Source organism: uncultured Leptotrichia sp. (assembly GCF_938036635.1).
Classification (GTDB): domain Bacteria; phylum Fusobacteriota; class Fusobacteriia; order Fusobacteriales; family Leptotrichiaceae; genus Leptotrichia; species Leptotrichia hongkongensis.
In genome coordinates, this window is the sequence record NZ_CALHQO010000204.1 from 1 (window position 1) to 2,901 (window position 2,901).

The 2,901-nt window shown below is 30.6% G+C and carries 3 protein-coding genes; 1 reads left to right on the plus strand and 2 read right to left on the minus strand.

Translation table 11 applies throughout. The features are described from left to right. Positions 1-35: 35 nt before the first annotated feature. Entirely contained in the window at positions 36-956 is a 921-nt protein-coding gene (locus Q0370_RS03980) for a cation diffusion facilitator family transporter (protein WP_299572430.1), read from the plus strand. Between the two features lie 79 nt (positions 957-1,035). Here Q0370_RS03980 and Q0370_RS03985 read toward each other — a convergent pair whose 3' ends face one another. Next, positions 1,036-1,764: a gamma-glutamyl-gamma-aminobutyrate hydrolase family protein gene (locus Q0370_RS03985; RefSeq protein WP_299572433.1), complete on the minus strand. Its 729-nt coding sequence runs from the start codon at positions 1,762-1,764 to the stop codon at positions 1,036-1,038. Positions 1,765-1,804: 40 nt separating this feature from the next. Beyond that, a complete protein-coding gene (locus Q0370_RS03990) occupies positions 1,805-2,788 on the minus strand; it encodes a membrane dipeptidase (RefSeq protein WP_299572435.1) in 984 nt (327 codons plus the stop codon). Positions 2,789-2,901 lie beyond the last annotated feature (113 nt).

Sequence of the window (2,901 nt, forward strand, 5' to 3'; positions counted from 1 at the left end):
ATTAAATATTTTTAGTGGAAAGAGAGAAAGATAAGATGAATAAAGAAAAGATTGATTTTAAGTACCATCATATAAAGCATTACAAATATCAGTCACAATCAAAGAAAACTTTAATAACTTCAATTTTGCTGACACTATTTTTTGCTTTAGTTGAATTATTTGGCGGGATATTTAGTGGTTCACTTGCACTTATTTCAGATTCATTTCATATGTTTTCGGATGTTGTTGCACTTTTGTTCAGCATTATAGCAGTATTTTATTCAGCCAAAAAGCCAAACAAGAATTTTACTTATGGATTTTTGAGAATTGAGATAATTTCTGCATTCATAAATGGACTGGCTCTTATGATAATTTCGGTTGGAATAGTTATTGAGGCTATAAAACGGCTTTTCAATCCAGAACATGTTGATTTTTTTACAATGTTTACAATTGCAGTAATCGGACTTTTGGTTAATATAATACTTATGTTTGTACTTATGAAAAGTTTGAAAAAAGAAAATAATCTTAATGTAAAAAGTGCATTATGGCATTTTTTAGGAGATACGTTAAATTCGGTTGGAGTTATAATTGCTGCGATTATTTTGAAATTAACTAACCTTGTTATTTTTGACATAATAATAAGTGTGATTATAAGCGTTGTTATTTTTACTGGCGGATTAAAAATTGCAAAAGAGGCGTTTTTTATTTTGATGGAAGCTGTTCCCAGTGATTTAGACATTGACGAAATTTATGCTAAAATTTTGACAATTGATAAAATAAAGGATATTCATGAATTCCATTTATGGAATATTTCGGAAGAAAATATAAGCATCTCATTTCATATTTTACTTGATGAGTACGATGGTGTAAATGATTACGAGATTGTAAATGATGTGGTAGAACTTTTGAAAAATGAATACGGAATAGAGCATGTGACAGTTCAAATTGAAAATCCTGAAATAAATCCACATTTTTAACACATGCTTTTAAAAGTGATAGAATTTAACTGTAAGAGAAAAAGCTGACATTTAGCCAGCTTTTGTTTTTTTATAGAGATTAATCATTGCAACTTTCAATAAATTTATCAAAAATCTTCTGCATTTTCTCATTGCCACGAACTGCCATCATTTCAGGATGCCATTGTACTGCATAAAAGAATCTATGATTTTTATTTTGAAAAGCTTCTATTATACCATCATTTGCTTTTGCAATAGAAGTCAAATTATTTCCCAAATCTTTTATCATTTGATGATGATAAGAATTAATTCTTGTTTTTTCACCAAAAATTTCAAATAAAATATTGTCTTTTTCAATATTAATATCGTGTGTAGGCAAGTCAGGAAGCCACTTTTGCATGTGATTAATAGTTGTTCCTGTATATTTTACATCTTGATACAAACTTCCGCCAAAATAAATATTTGCAATTTGCAATCCACGGCAAATCCCCAAAATAGGCTTTCCAGTTTTTATAAACTCATCCAAAATTTCAAGTTCAAATTTATCCCGCTCTGGTGTAATGCTTCCAACTTCCTGCAGACAGTCCTCTCCATATAAAATCGGATCAGGATCTCCTCCTCCAGAAAGTAAAAGACCATCTAAATGCTGAATTTGTTCCCTTATAACTTCCATATTTTCTGTTATTGGCAAAATAAATGGTATTCCTCCAGCATTTATAACGGCTTTACTGTAATCCACAGAAACTATTGTCTTGTGATCATTTAGTCTGTTCGGATTTAATTCTAGCGAAGTAGTAATTCCTATAATTGGTTTTCTTTTATTGTTCATTTATTAAGTTCCTTTCTTTTCTCAATTTTACTATTATTTTTTATTTAAAATTTCTCACTCTTCCAAAAAAGTCAATAAAATTTTTATAAGTTACCATCTCAATCTCATTTTCGGAATATCCTCTTTTTTTCAAGGCTTTTTTCACATTTCCTAACTCTGTAACATCGTGAAGACCAAGAAGTCCGTCAGCCTCTTCTCCTTCTGGAGTATAATATTCTGCAAAGTCAAGTCCAAATCCGACTTTATCCAGTCCAATTTTTTCAGCTACATACTCCAAATGATTTAAAAGCATTTCTAGATTTTTCTCATTTTCATTTTGACTAACAAAATTATGGTAACTGTTCATTCCGACCATTCCTCCTCGCTCACCAATACATAAAATTTGATCATCAGTCAAATTTCTCATTGACGGACAAAGGCTTCTGGAATTAGAATGTGAAGCAAAAAAAGGTTTTTTGGAATGTTTGGCAATATCCCAGAATGTTTTATCATTGGCGTGTGAAACATCAAGCAGAATTCCCAATTCATTGATTATTCCCACAGCATCAATTCCAAGTGAAGTCAATCCCCTGTTTTTATCTCCACTCTGCCCTGTTGCAAAAGCGTTTGTTTCATTCCAAGTCATTCCAATATGTCTCACACCAAGCTGATTTAATAAGTAAATATAGTCAAGTTTATCTCCAATCCCTGGAAGCCCCTCTATCCCAAGCATAATTCCAAATTTTTTATCGTCTTTCTTAACATTTTCCCAATTTTCAAAAATTTTAAAATCAGATGGCTCTTTTATAACCTTTATCAAATCTCTTGCGTGATACAATTCCTGAGTCATTGCTCGCAAAACTGCAAAAAAATATTCTTCAGCATTCTCCACTTCATTCACATTCAAATAAATAACAAAAATTCCTCCAGAAAGACCTCCTTTTAAGAATTTTTCCTTGTACTTATTTCTGATAACATCCTTATTTCCCTTCTGATATTCCCAGAAATTATCTGTCCACACATCTGCATGCATATCAAAAAACATTGATTTTTCCTTCTTTCTATGTAAATTTATTTTATACTATTTTTTGTTTAAAGAGTACAAACAAAAAGTTCATGAAACTAAAGTTATTTTTTCTATTATACAACCATGCAACT

Coding starts and splice junctions, on each gene's coding strand:
- Q0370_RS03980 (WP_299572430.1), top strand. CDS start 36: ATGAATAAAGAAAAGATTGATTTTAAGTACCATCATATAAAGCATTAC.
- Q0370_RS03985 (WP_299572433.1), bottom strand. CDS start 1,764: ATGAACAATAAAAGAAAACCAATTATAGGAATTACTACTTCGCTAGAA.
- Q0370_RS03990 (WP_299572435.1), bottom strand. CDS start 2,788: ATGTTTTTTGATATGCATGCAGATGTGTGGACAGATAATTTCTGGGAA.